The 18674-nt window shown below is 61.8% G+C and carries 16 protein-coding genes; 15 read left to right on the top strand and 1 reads right to left on the bottom strand.

Annotated features, from left to right (window positions below):
• Positions 1 to 34: 34 nt before the first annotated feature.
• From CLU92_RS12785 to CLU92_RS12770, 4 genes are all read left to right on the top strand, one after another.
• The gene (locus tag CLU92_RS12785; RefSeq protein WP_034752073.1) at positions 35 to 316 is read left to right on the top strand and encodes a succinate dehydrogenase assembly factor 2; all 282 of its coding nucleotides are present in this window, start codon (positions 35 to 37) and stop codon (positions 314 to 316) included.
• Between the two features lie 122 nt (positions 317 to 438).
• A complete protein-coding gene (gltA, locus tag CLU92_RS12780; protein WP_101482189.1) occupies positions 439 to 1743 on the top strand; it encodes a citrate synthase in 1305 nt (434 codons plus the stop codon).
• 153 nt (positions 1744 to 1896) lie between these two features.
• Positions 1897 to 2238, top strand: a complete 342-nt coding sequence (locus CLU92_RS12775) for a helix-turn-helix domain-containing protein (protein ID WP_101482188.1) — start codon at positions 1897 to 1899, stop codon at positions 2236 to 2238.
• Between the two features lie 225 nt (positions 2239 to 2463).
• A complete protein-coding gene (locus CLU92_RS12770) occupies positions 2464 to 3006 on the top strand; it encodes an NAD(P)H-dependent oxidoreductase (RefSeq protein WP_101482187.1) in 543 nt (180 codons plus the stop codon).
• A 16-nt stretch (positions 3007 to 3022) separates the two neighbouring features.
• Here CLU92_RS12770 and CLU92_RS12765 read toward each other — a convergent pair whose 3' ends face one another.
• A complete protein-coding gene (locus CLU92_RS12765) occupies positions 3023 to 3478 on the bottom strand; it encodes a hypothetical protein (protein ID WP_101482186.1) in 456 nt (151 codons plus the stop codon).
• 116 nt (positions 3479 to 3594) lie between these two features.
• Here CLU92_RS12765 and CLU92_RS12760 point away from each other — a divergent pair, with 116 nt between their 5' ends.
• The 11 genes from CLU92_RS12760 (at position 3595) to CLU92_RS12710 (ending at position 18671) form a co-directional block, all read left to right on the top strand.
• Positions 3595 to 4569, top strand: a complete 975-nt coding sequence (locus CLU92_RS12760) for a LysR family transcriptional regulator (RefSeq protein ID WP_243857984.1) — start codon at positions 3595 to 3597, stop codon at positions 4567 to 4569.
• 256 nt (positions 4570 to 4825) lie between these two features.
• Positions 4826 to 7678, top strand: coding sequence for a 2-oxoglutarate dehydrogenase E1 component (locus CLU92_RS12755; protein ID WP_101482185.1), 2853 nt, complete (start codon positions 4826 to 4828; stop codon positions 7676 to 7678).
• Between the two features lie 117 nt (positions 7679 to 7795).
• Entirely contained in the window at positions 7796 to 9052 is a 1257-nt protein-coding gene (gene odhB / locus CLU92_RS12750) for a 2-oxoglutarate dehydrogenase complex dihydrolipoyllysine-residue succinyltransferase (RefSeq protein ID WP_101482184.1), read from the top strand.
• 94 nt (positions 9053 to 9146) lie between these two features.
• Complete coding sequence (locus tag CLU92_RS12745) at positions 9147 to 9518, top strand: PspC domain-containing protein (protein ID WP_101482183.1); 372 nt, start codon at positions 9147 to 9149, stop codon at positions 9516 to 9518.
• Positions 9508 to 10938, top strand: a complete 1431-nt coding sequence (gene lpdA, locus CLU92_RS12740; protein WP_034752057.1) for a dihydrolipoyl dehydrogenase — start codon at positions 9508 to 9510, stop codon at positions 10936 to 10938. The genes CLU92_RS12745 and lpdA overlap by 11 nt, the downstream gene beginning before the upstream one ends.
• Before the next feature lie 92 nt (positions 10939 to 11030).
• Positions 11031 to 12128, top strand: a complete 1098-nt coding sequence (zapE, locus tag CLU92_RS12735; RefSeq protein WP_101482182.1) for a cell division protein ZapE — start codon at positions 11031 to 11033, stop codon at positions 12126 to 12128.
• Between the two features lie 16 nt (positions 12129 to 12144).
• Positions 12145 to 12867, top strand: a complete 723-nt coding sequence (locus CLU92_RS12730) for a hypothetical protein (protein WP_101484655.1) — start codon at positions 12145 to 12147, stop codon at positions 12865 to 12867.
• A gap of 144 nt (positions 12868 to 13011) precedes the next feature.
• Entirely contained in the window at positions 13012 to 13212 is a 201-nt protein-coding gene (locus CLU92_RS12725) for a YdcH family protein (protein WP_010399897.1), read from the top strand.
• A 43-nt stretch (positions 13213 to 13255) separates the two neighbouring features.
• Positions 13256 to 15310 (top strand): ATP-dependent DNA helicase, encoded by a 2055-nt coding sequence (locus CLU92_RS12720; RefSeq protein WP_373917941.1) that lies wholly within the window; start codon positions 13256 to 13258, stop codon positions 15308 to 15310.
• 270 nt (positions 15311 to 15580) lie between these two features.
• Positions 15581 to 16186, top strand: a complete 606-nt coding sequence (locus CLU92_RS12715; protein WP_034752049.1) for a toll/interleukin-1 receptor domain-containing protein — start codon at positions 15581 to 15583, stop codon at positions 16184 to 16186.
• Between the two features lie 19 nt (positions 16187 to 16205).
• Entirely contained in the window at positions 16206 to 18671 is a 2466-nt protein-coding gene (locus CLU92_RS12710) for a tetratricopeptide repeat protein (protein ID WP_101482181.1), read from the top strand.
• The last annotated feature ends 3 nt before the right edge of the window (positions 18672 to 18674 follow it).

The following is an 18674-nucleotide window of genomic DNA, read 5'->3' as shown; positions in this document are numbered from 1 at the left end:
CGTGCCGCAAGGCACACGTAAAGTGGTAAACCAAATGACAGAATCAATTTTGTCCTCGCATCAGGCCGACCCGGCCAACCGCGCCCGCCTGCGCTGGCGTTCACGCCGTGGCCTGCTGGAAAACGACATTATCCTGACCCGTTTTCTCGATGCGTATGAAACCGAATTGACCGATGAAGAAGTTGACGCGCTGACGCGTTTGCTGGATTTATCGGACAATGCGTTAATGGATCTGGTACTGGCCCGTAAAGAGCCGGAAGGCGAAGTCGATCTGCCGCATGTGCGCGCACTGCTGCAACGACTGCGCATTGCCTAGACGCCTGGGCGATATATTGCAAACGGTGCGAGTGGCGCGCTGTAGCACTGCCGAATTGCTGTGCGAATTGCAGCCAGAATTTTTGATTTTAATTTCGACTCACTCCCGAGAAGGAAGAGCCCATGAATATCTCTGACACAAAAGCTACCCTGTCGTTCTCCGATGGCAGCCCATCGCTTGAATTTCCAATCTACAAAGGCACGGTTGGCCCGGACGTCATCGACATCCGCAAACTGTACGCCGGTAGCGGCAAGTTCACCTACGACCCAGGCTTTATGTCGACGGCCGCCTGCAACTCGTCGATCACCTATATCGACGGCGACAAGGGCGAGCTGCTGTACCGTGGTTATCCGATCGAACAGTTGGCCGTCAACGCCGACTTCATGGAATCGTGCTACCTCCTGCTGAACGGCGAACTGCCGAACGCGGCGCAGAAAGCCAAGTTCGTCGACACCGTCACCAAGCACACGATGGTGCACGAACAGATGCAATTCTTCTTCCGTGGCTTCCGCCGCGATGCGCATCCGATGTCGGTCCTGGTGGGCACCGTCGGCGCGCTGGCATCGTTCTACCATGATTCGCTGGACATCAACGACCCGCGTCACCGCGAAGTGTCGGCCATCCGCCTGATCGCCAAGATGCCAACACTGGTCGCCATGACCTACAAGTACTCGGTCGGCCAGCCGTTCGTGTACCCACGCAACGACCTGTCGTACAGCGCCAACTTCATGCACATGATGTTCGCCAACCCGTGCGAAGAGTACAAGGTCAACGACGTGCTGGTGCGCGCCCTGGATCGCATCCTGATCCTGCATGCAGATCACGAGCAAAACGCATCGACCTCGACCGTCCGCCTGGCCGGTTCGTCGGGCGCCAACCCGTTCGCCTGTATCGCTGCCGGCATCGCCTGCCTGTGGGGCCCTGCTCACGGCGGCGCCAACGAAGCGGCACTCAACATGCTGAAGGAAATCGGCACCGTCGAGAACATCCCTGCCTTCATCGAGCAAGTCAAGGACAAGAACTCCGGCGTCAAGCTGATGGGCTTTGGCCACCGCGTGTACAAGAACTTCGATCCACGCGCCAAGCTGATGCGTGAAACCTGCTACGAAGTGCTGCAAGAGCTGGGCCTGCAAGACGACCCGCTGTTCAAGCTGGCGATGGAACTGGAAAAGATTGCATTGAACGACGACTACTTCGTTTCGCGCAAACTGTACCCGAACGTCGACTTCTACTCGGGTATCGTGCAATCGGCGCTGGGCATCCCTGTGTCGCTGTTCACCGGTATCTTCGCCATGGCCCGCACCATCGGCTGGATCGCCCAGTGGAACGAAATGATCGCCGATCCGGAACAGAAAATCGGCCGTCCGCGTCAGCTGTTCGTCGGTTCGACGACCCGCGAAGTACTGCCACTGGACAAGCGCGCTTAAGTTACCGCGTATTGTTCCTGCCGGGCTTTGCTGCCCGGCGCAAAAAAGCGAGCCTGATGGCTCGCTTTTTTTTATATGCGCCTGGCATGGCTGACGCAACGCAAAGCTGCTAGGCTGTGAGGCTCAACCCTGAGAACCGAGAAGCACAACGCGATGAACGAAGAAACATGCGCCCCCAGCGGCGTTGCCCTGGGCGATACGGCATTTGGCTACACTTTGTCGCTGATCGGTGGCAAATACAAAATGCTGATCCTGTACGCGCTCGCGGAAAACACGGTGCTGCGGCATAACGAACTCAAGCGCCATCTCGGTGGCATCGCCTTCAAGACCCTCAGCGTCGTCCTGAAGGAGCTCGAGGCCGATGCGCTGATCGTCCGCAAGGAGTATCCCCAAGTGCCGCCCAAGGTCGAATACTCCCTCTCAAGCAAGGGCGCCTCGCTGATTCCCGTGCTCCATACCCTGTGCGAGTGGGGTGAGCGGCACCGGCCAGTCTGATCCGGATGTGGATGGCGGGCTACTTTCTAACGTCTAAGTTACTTACTTTTCTTACTGTATATGCAGTTAATGTGCGTACTTGTTATAAGTACTCACTATGGCTATGCTGTTTCTGCCTCTGGAGGCGCGCGGCCACATGCTGCGCGCCACGGGGCAGGGTACCGGCTTGCCTGCTTTCCTTGGAAGGCAGGGCCGGTGCATCCATCCCTTACTCAGGAAAGCAGCATGAAGAAAACCCTCGTTATCGTCTTCCATCCTTCCATCGATACTTCGGTGGCGAACAAGCGCTGGCTGCAGGAGTTGGCGCAGTATCCCGACCGCTACACCATCCACGACGTGCAGCAGGCTTATCCGGACGGGAATATCGATGTGGCGCGGGAGCAGGCGCTGGTGGAAGCGCACGCCCATGTGGTCTTGCAGTTTCCCCTGTACTGGTTCAACTGCCCGCCCTTGCTGAAGCGGTGGCTCGATGACGTGCTGGCGTATGGCTGGGCCTACGGCACCGGCGGCGATGCCTTCCAGGGCCGCAAGGTGGCGCTGGCCGTCACGGCTGGCATCCGGCAGGAAGACTTTACGCAGCAAGGCAAGTGGAACGTTACCCTGGCGCAGTTGCTGGCGCCGTTCGATGTCACCCTGGCGTATATCGGCGCCGACAACCGCCGCTTCTTTGCCTTCTACGGTGCGGAAGACGGACCGAAGGAAGCGGGCTATGGCGAGCGGCTGGCGCGCAGCGCGCAAGAGTATGAGCGCTTCCTGGCTGCCATGTAAGGCAGCTGGTCCAGGCTCAGTCCAGCGCTGCTTCCAGGTGGTGCAGTGCGACTTGCCGCCCTTCGAGTTGCAGGCTGGTGCCATCATAGGGCCGGGGCAGGACGATGCAGCGCGGCGCATTGTGCTTGAGGATGCCGCCCCAGTGGGCGACCCTGGCACCGGCCTGGCGGCGGATCGCCTCGACCGTGGTGCCGCTGGCGAGGATGTGGGCATCCGGAAAGGCTGCCTGCAGCACGCCCAGGCCGAAATAGGCTTGCGGGTCGGCGGTGCTGATATAGATGGTGGTGAGGCGCTTGCCGCTGGCGGCGATGGTGTGCGCTAACTGCGCCGCATCGTCGCGCAGGAACTGGGTGTTGACGAGGATGGCGTCGTCCGCGCCACTCAGCAGCAGGGAAGTGGACGGTGCGCATCCAAGCACCTCCAGCTGGAAGGTGTCCAGCGCGCGGAAGGAGAGGGCTGCACGTGCAAGCATATTGTTCTTTCTGCATTGGATACTCTCCCGCATATTATCCTTTCGACCAGGCGCGAGAAATAGGGTAGATTGCAATACTTAGTTGCATGGATCGAACGAATCAAGGGAGTGCCCGCATGGACCGCATCACCGCCGCACAAGTATTTGTCGCTATCGCCGAACGGGGCAGCATGGTGGCCGCCAGCGAGGCGCTCGATATGTCGCGCGCCATGGTGACGCGCTACCTGGCCGAGATGGAGCAGTGGGCGGGCGCGCGTCTGCTGCATCGCACCACACGCCGTTTGAGCTTGACGGACGCAGGCGAGGCTACCCTGGCGCGCTGCCGGCAGATTCTGGAAGTGGCCGGCGCCATGGCCGTCACCTCGCCCGAAGGCCTCGATACGCCACATGGCTTGCTGCGCATCACCTGTTCGCAATCGCTGGCGCAGACGGCGCTCGCTGGCGCAGTGACCGCTTACCTGCGGCGCTACCCGCGCGCCGCCGTCGACCTGCAGATGGAGAACCGCGCCGTCAACCTGGTGGAGCAGCGCATCGACCTGGCGATCCGCATCACGAACGCGCTCGAGCCGAATCTGATCGCGCGCCAGCTGGCCAGTTGCGCGTCGGTGGTGTGCGCCGCACCATCGTATCTGGCTGCGCACGGCACGCCGCGCCGGGCGGAAGACCTGGCCCTGCATAATTGTCTGACGTATACGTATTTTGGCAAGAGCCTGTGGCAATTCACGCACGACGGGGAAGCGCTCACTGTCCCCGTCAGTGGCCGCCTGTCGGCAAATGAATCGCTGGTCCTGCTGGTGGCGACGGTGGCGGGGGCGGGCATCGCCATGCAGCCGCGCTATTCGGCCGCACCGCTGATCGCCAGCGGACAGCTGGTGGAGCTGCTGCCTGCTTATGTGCCGCAAGATATGGGTATCTACGGCATCTATACCTCGCGCCAGCACATGTCGCCCCTGCTGCGCACCATGCTCGACTTCCTGGTGGAGTGGTTTGCGGGCGATGCCGATTGGCTGGCGGCCATCGGGGCGCCGCCGTTATCAGTCAGACCACTTGCGCGCCAGCGTCGCGCCGGTGCTGGCGGCGGAATCGCTTAAGCGCAACAGAAACGGGCTGCAAGCCCGGGAAAATCAACAACACGGCTTACATTTGCTTGCCAAATAAAATTCAACTAGTGGTTGTTGCGTTACAATACCGCGTGCTATTCTAAATGACGGTATGCAGAATGCTGGTGCAATAAAAAAGCCCTTCCCCACAACTTGATGTGCAATCCGCTAACCGGTCAGGCCGTGTCGCGGAAGGTTAGATTAACCCGCTAATTCCTCGCGAAGCGCGAAGAAAGGTGAGCAATATATGCAGCAATTAACGACCAACTCCTACCTGTTCGGTGGGAATGCTCCGTACGTGGAAGACCTGTACGAGGCGTATCTGAACAATCCAGGCTCGGTGCCGGATAACTGGCGCGCCTATTTCGACGCTATGCAGCATGTGCCTGCAGTCGATGGCAGCAACAAGCCTGACGTGGCGCATGCCTCCGTCGTCGCCTCGTTCGCCGAGCGCGCAAAAGCAGGTCCGATCCGTACGGTGACCGCTTCCTTCGATGCTGAAATGGGCCGCAAACGTGTTGCTGCAACGCAACTGATCGCCGCTTACCGCTACCTCGGTTCGCACTGGGCCAATCTGGATCCACTGCAACGCCAGGAACGTCCGATGATCCCTGAGCTCGAGCCGAGCTTCTACGGTTTCACCGACGCGGACATGGACACCGTGTTCAACATCAGCAATACCTATTTTGGCCCCGAGACCGCCACCCTGCGCGATCTGCTGAACTATCTGCGCGACACCTACACGCGTTCGATCGGTGCCGAATTCATGTACATCTCCGATCCGGCCGAAAAGCGCTGGTTGCAAGAGAAGCTGGAATCGATCCGCTCCACCCCGAATTTCACCCCAGAGAAAAAAATCCACATCCTCGACCGCCTGACCGCGGCTGAAGGCCTGGAACGCTATCTGCACACCCGTTACGTGGGCCAGAAGCGCTTCTCCCTGGAAGGCGGCGAAACCTTCATCGCCTCGATGGATGAAACCATTCAGCGCGCCGGCGAAAAAGGCGTGCAGGAAATCGTTATCGGCATGGCCCACCGCGGCCGCCTGAACGTGCTGGTGAACACCCTGGGCAAGGCGCCGCAGGAACTGTTCGAAGAATTCGAAGGCAAGCATGGCGACGACCTGCCTGCCGGCGACGTGAAGTACCATCAAGGCTTCTCGTCGGACATCTCCACCGCAGGCGGCCCGGTCCACCTGTCGCTGGCGTTCAACCCCTCGCACCTGGAAATCGTCAACCCTGTGGTCGAAGGTTCCGTCAAGGCCCGCATGGATCGCCGCGGCGACGCGCAGGGCGCGCAAGTGCTGCCTATCCTGGTGCACGGCGATGCTGCTTTCGCCGGCCAGGGTGTCGTGATGGAAACGCTGAATCTGGCGCAAACCCGTGGCTACCATACGGGCGGCACGGTGCATATCGTGATCAACAACCAGATCGGTTTCACCACCTCGGACCCGCGCGATGCACGCTCGACCCTGTACTGCTCGGACGTCGTCAAGATGATCGAGGCACCGGTCCTGCACATCAATGCCGATGATCCCGAAGCCGTGGTGCTGGCGACGCAGATTGCGCTCGACTACCGCATGGAATTCAAGAAGGACATCGTCCTCGACATCATCTGCTACCGTAAACTTGGCCACAACGAGCAAGATACGCCGGCACTGACGCAGCCACTGATGTACAAGAAGATCGGCCAGCATCCAGGCACCCGCAAGCTGTACGCGGACAAACTGGTAGCGCAAGGCGTGATCCCTGCCGATGGCGGCGACAAGATGGTGGCCGCTTTCCGCGACGCCATGGACGCCGGCAAGCATACCGTCGATCCAGTCATCTCTAACTTCAAGAACAAGTACGCCGTCGACTGGCTGCCGTTCCTGAACAAGAAATGGACCGATTCGGCCGACACCGCCGTGCCGATGACGGAACTGAAACGTCTGGCTACCCGCATCACCACCGTGCCGGAAGACTTCAAGGTCCACTCGCTGGTTGAAAAAGTGCTGGGCGACCGTGGCACCATGGGCCGTGGCGAAATGAATCTGGACTGGGGCATGGGCGAACACCTGGCCTACGCATCGCTGGTATCGTCCGGCTACGCCATCCGCCTGACGGGCCAGGACGCCGGCCGCGGCACCTTCGTGCACCGTCACGCCGTGTTGCATGACCAGAACCGCGAGCGCTGGGATGCAGGTACCTACATTCCGCTGCAAAACGTCTCGGACAACCAGGCGCCGTTCACCGTCATCGACTCGGTGCTGTCCGAAGAAGCCGTACTAGCCTTCGAATACGGCTACTCGACTGCCGAGCCGAACACCTTGACGATCTGGGAAGCCCAGTTCGGCGACTTCGCAAACGGCGCGCAAGTGGTAATCGACCAATTCATCAGCTCCGGCGAAGTGAAGTGGGGCCGCGCCTCTGGCCTGGTCATGATGCTGCCGCACGGCTACGAAGGCCAGGGTCCTGAGCACTCGTCCGCGCGTCCTGAGCGTTTCCTGCAACTGTGCGCAGACAACAACATGCAAGTGGTGCAGCCGACGACGGCTTCGCAGATCTTCCATTTGCTGCGCCGCCAGATGGTGCGCCAGTTCCGCAAGCCGCTGGTCATCCTGACGCCGAAGTCGCTGTTGCGCAACAAGGATGCCGGTTCGCCACTGACCGACCTGGCCAAGGGTGGTTTCCAGACCGTCATCGGCGAAGTCGACGACAAAATCGACGCCAAGAAAGTCAAGCGCGTCGTCGCCTGCTCGGGCAAGGTCTACTACGACCTGGTCAATGCACGCAAGACACGCGGCCAGACCGACACGGCCATCGTGCGCCTGGAACAGCTGTATCCGTTCCCGCACAAGTCGTTCGCTGCTGAACTGAAGAAGTTCCCGAACCTGGTTGAAGTCGTATGGGCCCAGGACGAGCCGCAAAACCAGGGCGCCTGGTTCCAGATCCAGCACAACATCTTCGAAGGCCTGGAATCGGGTCAGCGTCTGGCTTACGCCGGCCGTCCTGCTTCGGCGTCGCCTGCTGTCGGTTACTATGACAAGCACTACGCACAGCAAAAAGATCTGCTGGAAACGGCATTCTCGAAGCTGAAGGGTTTTATCCTGACCAAGTAATTGGCAGGATAGCGGGCGCCATGTCTATGCATGGCGCTTGTTCGCATACATCGTGACGGAGCGCCGCCCTTGCTACGCAGGGGCGGCGCCGCAATAACAAAATAAACGGAGTTTTACATGGCACAAATCGAAGTCAAAGTTCCCCAGTTGTCGGAATCGGTAGCAGAAGCGACCCTGCTCGCATGGCACAAGAAAGTCGGCGAGCCAGTCGCGCGCGACGAAAACATGATCGATATCGAAACCGACAAAGTGGTTCTGGAACTGCCGGCGCCCGCCGCTGGCGTGATCGTGCAGATCATCAAGGCTGACGGCGCTACCGTCGTCGCCGGCGAAGTCATCGCCATCATCGACACCGACGGCTCGGCCAAGGTCAGCCCGATGGAAGTATCCGCTGTTCCTGCGCCAGCCCTGGCTGCCGCCGCGCAAGACGCCGCTACCGCGTCCGCCCCAGCTGCTGCAAGCAAAGGCGATGTCGCCATGCCTGCCGCCGCCAAGATCCTGTCGGAAAAAGGCCTGTCCGCTGGCGACGTCGCCGGTTCCGGCAAAGATGGCCGCGTGACCAAGGGCGACGCCCTGGCCGCTTCCGCCAAGCCAGCTGTCGCGCCACTGGCGCCAGCCGCTGCCAAGCCAGCGCTGCAGCAAGTTGCCACGCCATCGGCTGCGAGCCTGGGCGACCGTCCGGAAGAGCGCGTGCCGATGAGCCGCCTGCGCGCGCGTATCGCCGAGCGCCTGCTGCAATCGCAATCGACGAACGCCATCCTGACCACGTTCAATGAAGTGAACATGCAGCCGGTCATCGACCTGCGCAACAAGTACAAGGACAAGTTCGAGAAAGAGCACGGCGTCAAGCTGGGCTTCATGTCCTTCTTCGTCAAGGCTGCCGTCGCCGCCCTGAAAAAATACCCGATCATCAATGCCTCCGTTGATGGCAACGACATCGTCTACCACGGCTACTTCGATATCGGCATCGCTGTCGGTTCGCCACGTGGCCTGGTCGTGCCTATCATCCGCAATGCGGACCAGCTGTCGATCGCCGACATCGAGAAAAAAATCGGTGAATTCGGTGCGAAGGCCAAGGAAGGCAAGCTGACCCTGGACGACCTGACGGGCGGCACGTTCTCGATCTCGAACGGCGGCACCTTCGGCTCCATGCTGTCGACCCCGATCATCAACCCGCCACAATCGGCCATCCTGGGCGTGCATGCGACCAAGGACCGCGCTGTTGTCGAAAACGGCCAGATCGTGGTACGTCCGATGAACTACCTGGCCATGTCCTACGACCACCGCATCATCGACGGCCGCGAAGCTGTCCTGGGTCTGGTGGCGATGAAAGAAGCGCTGGAAGATCCTGCACGCCTGCTGCTGGACCTGTAAGCACTGTAGCACCCCGGCGTCGCCGCCGGGGCAATGTAGCTGATAACCCTTGCCAGAAGACGCAGCTGGCTGATCTCAATGAAAGAGGATTCCTATGAACGTCTCTGAAGAAATCAAGCGTCTGCACGAGTTGCACCTGGCGGGCGCCCTGAGCGACGCGGAATTCGCGCAAGCGAAAGCCAAGCTCCTGGGCAATATCAACCTGGATAAATCGGACAGCCCATCCGGCTCCGGTCCGGCGAACGACCTGGTGCAGGAATTCAGCCGCCTGCGCCGCTCGCGCAACGACCGCTGGCTCGGTGGCGTCTGTGGTGGCCTGGGCCGCGCTTCCGGCATGGAAGCGTGGATCTGGCGCCTCGTCTTCGTCCTGTTTACATTGACCTTCGGCTTCGGCGTGGTGATTTACCTTCTATTGTGGATTTTCGTACCAGACGAAGAGATTGGAATAACAAAACATGAGTACTAAACAATTTGACGTAGTTGTCATCGGTGCGGGCCCTGGCGGCTACATCGCCGCCATCCGCGCAGCCCAGCTGGGCTTTTCCGTCGCCTGCGTCGACGAGTGGTCGAACGCCAAGGGCGGCGCCGCTCCTGGCGGTACCTGCACCAACGTCGGCTGCATCCCTTCGAAAGCGCTGCTGCAATCGTCCGAGCATTTCGAACATGCGGGCCACAGCTTCGCCGAGCACGGCATCGACGTCGCCGGCCTGAAACTGAACCTGGGCCAGATGCTCAAGCGCAAGGACACCGTCGTCAAGCAAAACAACGACGGCATCCTGTACCTGTTCAAGAAGAACAAGATCGCCTTCTTCCACGGCCGCGCCGCTTTCGCTGCCGCCGCCGCTGGCACGTATGACATCAGCGTGACGGGCGAAGCCAACGAAACCTTGACGGCCAAGCACGTGGTCATCGCCACGGGTTCGAACGCACGCGAACTGCCGGGCGCACCATTCGACGAGAAACTGATCCTGTCGAACACGGGCGCACTCGCCATCGACGCCGTACCAGCCAAGCTGGGCGTCATCGGTGCCGGCGTGATCGGTCTGGAAATGGGCAGCGTCTGGCGCCGCCTGGGTTCCGACGTCACCGTGCTGGAAGGCCTGCCGGTCTTCCTGGGTGCCGTCGACGAGCAGATCGCCAAGGAAGCGTCGAAGCTGTTCACCAAGCAAGGCTTGAAGATCAACCTCGGTTGCAAGATCGGTGCGATCACGCCAGGCAAGAAAGACGTCACCGTGGAATTCGTGGACGCCAAGGGCGAAGCGCAAAAAGCCGTGTTCGACAAACTGATCATTTCGATCGGCCGTACGCCGAACACGAATGGCCTGGGTGCCGATAAGGTAGGCCTGCAGCTCGACGAACGCGGCTTCATCGCCGTCGACGGCGATTGCAAGACCAACCTGCCGAACGTGTGGGCAGTGGGCGACGTCGTGCGCGGCCCGATGCTGGCGCACAAGGCGGAAGAAGAAGGCGTTGCCGTGGCCGAGCGTATCGCTGGCCAGCACGGTCACACCAACTTCAACACGATTCCGTGGGTGATTTACACCTCGCCGGAAATCGCGTGGGTCGGCAAGACCGAGCAAACCCTGAAGGCGGAAGGTATCGCCTACAAGGCCGGCACCTTCCCGTTCATGGCCAACGGCCGTGCGCGCGCATTGGGCGACACATCGGGCATGGTGAAATTCCTGGCCGATGCGACCACCGATGAAATCCTCGGCGTGCACATCGTCGGCCCGATGGCGTCCGAACTGATTTCCGAAGCCGTCGTGGCGATGGAATTCAAGGCGTCGGCCGAAGACATCGCGCGCATCTGCCACGCTCACCCATCCCTGTCGGAAGCGACCAAGGAAGCGGCACTGGCCGTCGATAAGCGTACGCTGAACTTCTAAGCGCTACGGTACTTCGCAGCGGGCCGGCAAAGCAGTTTCTGCCTTGCCGGCCCGTTTGCGCTATGTCAAGAATCCCTGTTGAATCGAATCCCATGAACGTTGAAGAGTTTTACCAGCACGCGTTGCAGAAGCGCGATTTCAAGGCCGATGCCGCCCAGCGGCGCGCGGTCGACCGCCTGCAGCTGTGCTATGACGAGTGGGTGGCTTACAAGGGCCAGCGCTCGAGTACCTTCAAGCGACTGCTCAACCGTCCTGCCGTGCCGAAAGGCGTGTACATGTGGGGTGGGGTGGGGCGCGGAAAATCGTTCCTGATGGACAGTTTTTATTCGGTCGTGCCACTGGTGCGCAAGACGCGCTTGCACTTCCACGAATTCATGCGCGGCGTGCACCAGCAGCTCGATGAATTGAAAGGCGTGGCCGACCCGTTGGATGAGGTGGCCAAGCGCATCGCCAAGAAATACCGCTTGATCTGTTTCGATGAATTCCACGTTTCCGACATCGCCGACGCGATGATCCTGTACAACCTGCTGTCGGCCCTGTTCGCCAATGGCGTGTCCTTCATCATGACCTCGAATTACGATCCGGACCTGCTGTATCCGGACGGCCTGCACCGTGACCGCATGCTGCCGACCATCGCGCTGCTCAAGGACAAGCTCGATGTGATGAACGTCGACGCGGGCGTCGACTACCGCGGCCGTGCGCTGGAGCAGGTGGAAAGTTACTATACGCCGCTGGGTGCGGCCACCGACAAGGCTTTGCGCGATGCCTATGCGCGCATCGCCGAGACGGCCGACGAAGACGCGCGCATCCGCATCGAAAGCCGCGAAATCCACTGCCTGCGCCGCGCCGGCGGCATCATCTGGTTCGATTTCGCTACATTGTGCGGCGGCCCCCGTTCGCAAAATGATTACCTGGAAATCGCCAGCCGCTTCCATACGGTGATACTGTCTGGCATACCGGCCATGTCGGCGGCGCAGTCGTCCGAAGCGCGCCGCTTTACCTGGCTGATCGACGTGTTTTATGATCAAAAAGTTAAGCTGATCATGTCGGCCGAAGTGGCGCCTGATGAGTTGTACACGAACGGCATGCTGGCCAACGAGTTTCACCGTACCGTTTCGCGTATCATCGAGATGCAGTCGCGCGAATACATGGAAAAAGAACAGCGCGGCGCGGCCGACGCGATCGTCTGAGGCAGGGATAATGAACATGATGGCAAATACACTATACAAGCTGGGAGCGGCGCTGGGCCTGGTGCTGGCATTGTCCGCCTGCGCGCACCAGGGTGCTGCGGCATTGGATGAGGTCGGCGCACCGCAGGTGCCCGCCACCCTGTCGGTGGAAGAAGCGGACGCCAAGCTGAAGCAGTCAGCCAGCGAGCGCGAGGCGGCGGAAGCTGAGTTTGCCGTGCGCGAACTGGAGTGCTACGACAAGTTTTTCGTGAATAACTGCCTGGACAAGGCCAAGGAAAAGCGCCGCCTGATCCTGGTGCGCTTGCGCGCCGTCGACGCGGAAGCGAACTACTTCAAGCGGGCCGAGTCCGTGCGCCTGCGCGATATCGACCTGGCCAGGACGCAGGAAGATGCGCGTCTCGACGCCGAGAAGCGGGCTGCGGCCATGCCCAAGCCTGTGAGGGTCGTCGCACCCGAGCCGGCGCCGCCCAAGCCGGAAGGCAAGAGTGTTGCCGAGCGCGAGGCAGAGCAAGCGGCGAAGGTGGCGAGACAGGCTGCCGCCGACGCCGCCGAAGCGCCGCGCCGCGCGGCCCGCGAGGCAGACTATGCGCGCAAGCAGGCTGACGCCGTGGCGCGCCAGAAACGCGTAGCGCAACGCCTGGCCGAGCGCCAGGCCGAAGCGCAGGCCAAGGCTGCCAAGGCAGCCGCGGATGCTGCCAGCAAGCCGGCCGTTGCTGTGCCTGTGCCGCCTGCCAATTAAGACCGCCGTGCAGGGGGATGCCGGAAATGGCGTGCCCTAACGCGCGCGGCAGGTTAAACTACACACTTGCCGGTGATGCCGGCGTCAATGGCTGCCTGCGTACGCTGCGCGCGCCTGTTACCAACACTGCCTGGAACGCAACACATGAGCGATGCACAGCATATAGAGCGGCGCCTGATTGAACTCAACGTGGAGCACCGTGACCTCGATGCCGTCATCGAGTTGCTGATACTCGATGGCCACCATGACGAGCTGCAGTTACGCCGCCTGAAAAAGCGCAAATTGCAATTGAAGGATCACATCACCTTGCTGAAAATGCAGTTGGTGCCCGACGTTCCCGCCTGAGGGGCGCCAGTAGCGTCCAGTCCAGCCTTCACCTAAGTATATTTTGACCGATCACAATTTATTGCCTGCAAGCCCAGATGGCCAGCCTGCCGATCTGCAAGCCAGTCTGCCAGCCGAAGTCCAGGCCGCGCCTGGCAAGCACGATGCCGACATCGAGCGCCTGTTCGGCGCCGGCGGCCCGCTCGGTCCCGCCGTGGGCAGCTACAAGCCGCGCCGTTCGCAAACGGAAATGGCCAAGGCGATCGCCCACGCTATCGACAGCCAGACCACCCTGATCGCCGAGGCGGGCACGGGTACCGGTAAAACCTTCGCCTACCTGGTGCCGGCCCTGATGTGGGGCGGCAAGACCATCGTGTCTACCGGTACGAAGAACTTGCAGGACCAGTTATTTCTGCGCGATATCCCCACCGTGCGCGCCGCGCTGCAGGCGCCCGTCTCCGTGGCCTTGCTGAAGGGCCGCTCGAACTACGTCTGTCACTATCATTTGGAACGCACCCTGCAGAACGGGCGCATGACTTCGCGAGACGACGTGGGGCATTTGCGCGAAATCTCGCGCTTCATCAAGATGACCAGCTCCGGCGACAAGGCCGAACTGGCCAAGGTGCCGGAAAACGCCATGATCTGGAATCTGGTGACGTCCACGCGCGACACCTGCATGGGCGCCGAGTGCCAGTATTATCAGGATTGTTTTGTCATGAAGGCCCGCAAGGAAGCGCAGCAGGCCGACGTGGTGGTGGTCAACCACCATTTGTTTTTTGCCGACGTGGCCCTGAAGGACACGGGCGTGGCCGAATTGCTGCCGTCGGCCAACACCATCATCTTCGATGAAGCACACCAGCTGCCCGATACGGCCACTTTGTTCTTTGGCAACACGGTGTCGACGTCGCACATCCTGGAATTGTGCCGCGACGTGCTGGCCGAGGGCCTGGCGCATGCGCGCGGCATCGACTGGGCCAAGACCGTCACGGTGGTGGAAAAGGCGGCGCGCGACCTGCGCCTGACGTTCCCGCAGGATATCGTGCGCCTGTCCCTGCCGCAGATCGCCCCGTCGAGCGACTTCTTTCCCGCGCTCGACACTCTCAAAGATGAGCTCGACGGCATGGTGGCCGTGCTGGAAACCCAGGCGGAACGGGCAGAAACCCTGGAGCAGTGCCGGGTGCGCGGCGTCGAGCTGGCGCAGCAGCTGAGCGGCTGGAAGTTTGATCCGAAGGCAAAGGTGGCGGCTGGAGAAGAAGCCGTGTTCTGGGTGGAAGCGTTTTCCAGCTCTTTGCAGTTGCATAAAACACCATTGTCGATCGCGCCGATCTTCAACAACCAGCGCGAAGGCACGCCGCGCAGCTGGATTTTCACGTCCGCCACCCTGGCCGTGAAGAACGATTTCAAGCATTTTTCGGAACAGATGGGCTTGACGGGCGAACCGTCGCACACCTGGCCGAGCCCCTTCGACTATGGCCAGCAGGGCTTGCTGTTCGTGCCGCAAAACCTGCCGCAGCCCAATTCGCTGGGCTACACGGATGCCGTCATCGACTGCGCCCTGCCCATCATCGAGGCGGCGGGCGGACGCACCTTCTTCCTGTGCACCACCTTGCGCGCCGTCAAGCGCGCAGCCGAGCGCCTGGCCGATGAATTCAAGCAGCGGGGTCTGAACTTTCCCCTGTTCGTGCAGGGCGACAAGGGCCGCACGGAATTGCTGGACCAGTTCCGCGCCGCCGGCAATGGCGTGCTGATCGGCAGCCAGAGTTTCTGGGAAGGCGTCGACGTGCGCGGCGATGCCTTGTCGCTCGTGATCATCGACAAGCTGCCGTTCGCGCCGCCCGACGATCCCGTGCTGGCCGCGCGTATCGAAGTAATGGAAAAGCAGGGCAAGAACGGCTTCATGCATCATTCCCTGCCAGAAGCCATCATCAACCTGAAGCAGGGCGCAGGCCGCCTGATCCGCGACGAGGGTGACCGGGGAGTGCTGATGATCTGCGATCCACGCCTCATTTCCAAGCCGTACGGCAAGCGCATCTGGCAAAGCCTGCCACCGTTCAAGCGCACGCGCGATACCGCCGAAGTCGTGGAGTTCTTCCGCAACCTGCCCGCCAAGGGCGCTTAAGTCCCGCTTGCCGGCGCCATCAGCGCGCCGGCTTATTTTCCTTTGTTATCAAGCCTCTGGCGTTTCTTGCGCGGCGCTTGCCTGCGTGCTTGGCATGCCAATAATGGGCGTGATCGCGCCAGTTTCTGGCTTTTTCCACATGTCCAGGACGCCAGACATAGTTTTGCGCCAGCGCAAACAGGCTTGTTGCCGGGCGGTCTACAGTGAGCGCATGCCTTGCAGGATGAAGGCGCGGCGATGGCAGGGCCGCACGGGGAACAGGGGGATGCCATGGAGATCCGCTACGGCTGTTTCTTGAGCTATGCACACGGCCAATATGCGTTCATGAACAAGTTCAAGAATGATCTCATCGAGGCGCTGGCTTGCTATCTGGAGCCTCACCTCGACCGTGAGGAAGTGCTGTTCATCGACAGCGAGCAACTGGGCGGCGGTGACGATATCGACCTGCGCGTGGCGCGTGCCATGTGCCAGAGCGTCTGCATGATCGTGCTGTACACGCCCAAATATGAAGCGCACGGCTACACGCGGCGCGAGTTTGCCGCCATGCAACTAATTGAACAGGAGCGGCGCGCCTGGTATGAACTGCCCAGCCACCTTATCATCCCCATCATCATGACGCGCCATCCGGACGGCCTGCCGCCGCAAATCACGGAGTCGGGCCTGTACGTCGATTTCTCCGGCTATACGCTGGCCAGCGGCGACCTGAAGTCGAATCCGCAATACCTGCCCGACATCGAACGCATCGTGCAGCGCATCGCCACGCATTACCACCTGCTGAAGCGATCCACGCCACCCGGCCACGATTGCAGCCGTTTCGTGTTACCCGATATTCCACCGGAATGGCGCGCCATTCCGCCTCCCCACTTTCCACGTTAATCATGTAAAAGGTCCTGACATGGAATGCCAACGCCTCTCCCTGCCACCTTTGAGCGCCCCTGGCGAAGTCGTTACCTTCTATTCCTACAAGGGCGGCACTGGCCGCACGATGGCCTTGTCGAACATCGCCGTCCTGCTGGCGCGGCGCGAGAACGCCAGCGTGCCCGTGCTGATGCTGGACTGGGACATGGAGGCGCCTGGCCTGCACCATTACTTCGAGCAGCACGAGGAACGACCGGGCGTGCTCGAGTTCTTCGAGGCGTGCCGCCAGCAGCTCGAGCGCATCAGCCTGGAAACGGCGGGCGCGCGCGCCGGCGGGCAGGACGCTGGGCGCGAGGATGCGGCGCTGGCGCAGCGCGTGCTCGACGCTATCGACTGGCAGCAATACGTGGTGCGCGTCGATCAGGGCAGCCCGCTGTACCTGATGCGCGCGGGGCGCTTCGATGCCAGCTACAGCGAACGTCTGGCGCAGATGCGCTGGGACCAGTTGTTCGACGCCTGTCCGCCCCTGTTTCGTTGCTTCGCCGATACCCTGGCCCAGCATTTCCGCTATGTGCTGGTCGATTCGCGCACGGGCCGCACGGACAGCGCCGGCATCTGCACCACCTTGCTGCCGAAAAAGCTGGTGGTGGTCTTTACGCCTAACCGGCAAAGCCTGGAAGGCGTCGATGCGCTCGTTACGCGGGCGATCGAGTACCGCCGCAGCCATGAAGATGAACAGCGTCCGCTGCTGATGTACCCCTTGCCCTCGCGTATAGAAATGGGCGACGGGGCGCAGCGCGCCGAGTGGCGTCGCGGCGACGCGCACAAGGGCATCGCCGGCTTCCAGCCCATGTTCGAGCGCCTGCTGCGCACCTCTTACGGTTTGTCGCAGATTGCCCTCGACAGCTATTTCGACGAAGTCCAGCTGCAGCAGACGAAAACCTTCGCCTATGGCGAACAACTGGCCGTGCGCATCGACCAGGGCGGCGACCGTTTTTCCCTCACGCGCACCTTCGAAGCCTTCTTGCACTGGCTGACGGGCGGCTATTTCCCATGGCAATCGAGCCGTGAAATCGCCTTGCTGGGCGCCATCGGCGAAGCGCGCCAGGCCTTGCTGTTCGAACCTGGCCGCGCCGTGGCCCTGCCGCTGGCGCGCGACCTGGCCCGCCTGGGCGAGCTGTATCGCAAGGACGGGCGCAGCGCGCAGGCGCTCGATGCCTTTCGCCAGAGCGTCGAGATCCGCGTACGGCTGCTGGGCGAAGAGCATCCCGACAGCCTGGAGAGCAAGAGCGGCATGGCGCGCCTGCTGCGCCAGCTGGGCAAGCTCGATGAAGCCCGCTTCCTGGAAGAGGACGTGCTCGCTGTGCGCGAGCGCGTGCTGGGCAGCGAGCATCCCGATACCCTGGCCGCCCGGGCCTGCCTGGCGCAAACCCTGTTGCTGCAGGGAGAGCTGGCGGCGGCGCTGCTGCTGCAGGATACGGTGCTGGCAACATACGCGCGCCAGCTGGGCGGCGAGCATCCGCTGACCCTGGAGGCGATGGATGGCCGCGCCGCCACCTTGCTGCGCATGGGCCTGCTGGCGCAGGTGCAGCAAGTGCTGGGCACGGTGGTGGCGGCGCGTGAGCGCCTGTTTGGCGCCGAGCATGGCGACACCTTGCGCAGCAAGCTGGCCCTGGCGCAGGCGCTGGGGCGTAAAGGCGACCTGGAAGGCGCGCGGCGCCTGCTCGCTGCCGTGCTGCAGGTGCAGGAGCGTCGCCTGGGCTGTGACCATGCCGCCACGCTGGCCACGCGTGACATGCTGGCCGATATCGTGGCTGGGCAGGGCGACTGGGCCGGCGCGCGCCAGTTGCACGAAGACCAGGTGGCGGCGCGCGAGCGCACGCGCGGGCTCGACCATCCGGAAACCCTGATGAGCCAGCGCAAGCTGGCCGAAGCGCTGCTGCGGCGCGGCGAACTCGATGCGGCGCGCAGCGTGCAGGAGCAGGTGCTGGAAGTGCACGCGCGCCTGCTGGGCGAAGACCACCTTGATACCTTGCACAGCAAGAAGCAATTGGCCGGCACCCTCCAGCAGCAGGGTGACAGCGAGGCGGCGCGCCTGCTGGAGGACGCCGTGCTCAGCGGCAGCGACCGGCTGTTGAATGCGCCTGTGACGGGGCATGCGGACAGCGTGCTGGACGGCGCCCGGCATTTGCAGGAAACCATACTGGCCGGCCGTGCCAGCGGGCGGGGCGTGGCCGAGCCGGATACCCTGGCCAGCATGATCTTGATGTTGCAAGGCATGATAGAGCGTGAGCAGTATGCGCAGGCCGATGAATTGGCCGACCATATGAAGTCCTGCCTGCTGCGCCCGGGTGTGCCGGGCAAGCTGCGCAGGCGTGGCATGGCGCAGTTGAAAAAAATGTACAAATTACAAGGCAACCTGAACGCCTTGCTGGCCTTGCAGGAGGATGAAGTGCAGGCGCTGGAAGGGGCCTTGTCGGAGGCACGCATCGGGCAGCGCTGACGC

Source organism: Janthinobacterium sp. 61, from assembly GCF_002846335.1.
Taxonomy (GTDB): domain Bacteria; phylum Pseudomonadota; class Gammaproteobacteria; order Burkholderiales; family Burkholderiaceae_D; genus Janthinobacterium.
Note: the sequence above shows the minus strand (reverse complement) of the source record. Positions and strands in the feature narration are given on the sequence as shown.

What these genes read in the sequence shown, in the direction of transcription:
- CLU92_RS12760 (WP_243857984.1), top strand. Translation starts at nt 3,595, where the DNA reads ATGGACCGCATCACCGCCGCACAAGTATTTGTCGCTATCGCCGAACGG.
- CLU92_RS12755 (WP_101482185.1), top strand. Translation starts at nt 4,826, where the DNA reads ATGCAGCAATTAACGACCAACTCCTACCTGTTCGGTGGGAATGCTCCG.
- CLU92_RS12775 (WP_101482188.1), top strand. Translation starts at nt 1,897, where the DNA reads ATGAACGAAGAAACATGCGCCCCCAGCGGCGTTGCCCTGGGCGATACG.
- CLU92_RS12710 (WP_101482181.1), top strand. Translation starts at nt 16,206, where the DNA reads ATGGAATGCCAACGCCTCTCCCTGCCACCTTTGAGCGCCCCTGGCGAA.
- CLU92_RS12785 (WP_034752073.1), top strand. Translation starts at nt 35, where the DNA reads ATGACAGAATCAATTTTGTCCTCGCATCAGGCCGACCCGGCCAACCGC.
- CLU92_RS12715 (WP_034752049.1), top strand. Translation starts at nt 15,581, where the DNA reads ATGGAGATCCGCTACGGCTGTTTCTTGAGCTATGCACACGGCCAATAT.
- CLU92_RS12730 (WP_101484655.1), top strand. Translation starts at nt 12,145, where the DNA reads ATGATGGCAAATACACTATACAAGCTGGGAGCGGCGCTGGGCCTGGTG.
- CLU92_RS12725 (WP_010399897.1), top strand. Translation starts at nt 13,012, where the DNA reads ATGAGCGATGCACAGCATATAGAGCGGCGCCTGATTGAACTCAACGTG.
- gltA (WP_101482189.1), top strand. Translation starts at nt 439, where the DNA reads ATGAATATCTCTGACACAAAAGCTACCCTGTCGTTCTCCGATGGCAGC.
- odhB (WP_101482184.1), top strand. Translation starts at nt 7,796, where the DNA reads ATGGCACAAATCGAAGTCAAAGTTCCCCAGTTGTCGGAATCGGTAGCA.
- CLU92_RS12745 (WP_101482183.1), top strand. Translation starts at nt 9,147, where the DNA reads ATGAACGTCTCTGAAGAAATCAAGCGTCTGCACGAGTTGCACCTGGCG.
- zapE (WP_101482182.1), top strand. Translation starts at nt 11,031, where the DNA reads ATGAACGTTGAAGAGTTTTACCAGCACGCGTTGCAGAAGCGCGATTTC.
- lpdA (WP_034752057.1), top strand. Translation starts at nt 9,508, where the DNA reads ATGAGTACTAAACAATTTGACGTAGTTGTCATCGGTGCGGGCCCTGGC.
- CLU92_RS12770 (WP_101482187.1), top strand. Translation starts at nt 2,464, where the DNA reads ATGAAGAAAACCCTCGTTATCGTCTTCCATCCTTCCATCGATACTTCG.
- CLU92_RS12765 (WP_101482186.1), bottom strand. Translation starts at nt 3,478, where the DNA reads ATGCTTGCACGTGCAGCCCTCTCCTTCCGCGCGCTGGACACCTTCCAG.